Below are 501 nucleotides of genomic sequence, written 5' to 3' on the forward strand. Positions count from 1 at the left end.
GGCTCTCGCGCTGCGCGAGCGCGGCCTGCTCGCGCGAGCGCTGCGCCTGCTGCAGCGACACGGCTGCCGCACCGGCCAGCACCAGGCCGGCGAGCCCGGCCGCCGCGACCTGCCGCCGGTGCCTGCCGACGAACTTGCGCAGGCGGTAGGCCGCGCTGTCGGGCCGCGCCAGCACCGGCTGGCCGCCGAGGTGGCGCACCAGGTCTTCGCGCAGCGATTCGGCCGTGGGGTAGCGCTGCGCCGGGTCTTTCTTCAGCGCCTTCAGCACGATGGTGTCGAGGTCGCCGGCCAGCATCGGGCGCAGCCGGCGCACGCTGGTGCCGCGGGCACGCGCGGCCTCGTCGGTCAGCTCGCGCAGGCTGGGGCGCTGCGGCTCGATGCCGAGCACCGCTTCTTCGAGCGCCGCGCACGAGGCGCGCACCGGCTCGTAGGGCCGCAGCCCGCACAGCAGGCCGTACAGCACGACGCCGAGCGAGTAGACATCGCTGGCGGTCGTCACCG

The 501-nt window shown here is 76.0% G+C and carries 1 pseudogene; it reads right to left on the minus strand.

What is annotated here, in order from left to right:
- Window positions 1-501: pseudogene (locus AC1D01_RS38370) on the minus strand (hypothetical protein); the annotation flags it as partial.

The sequence above is a fragment of the Rhizobacter sp. P3_B12 genome (assembly GCF_056402895.1).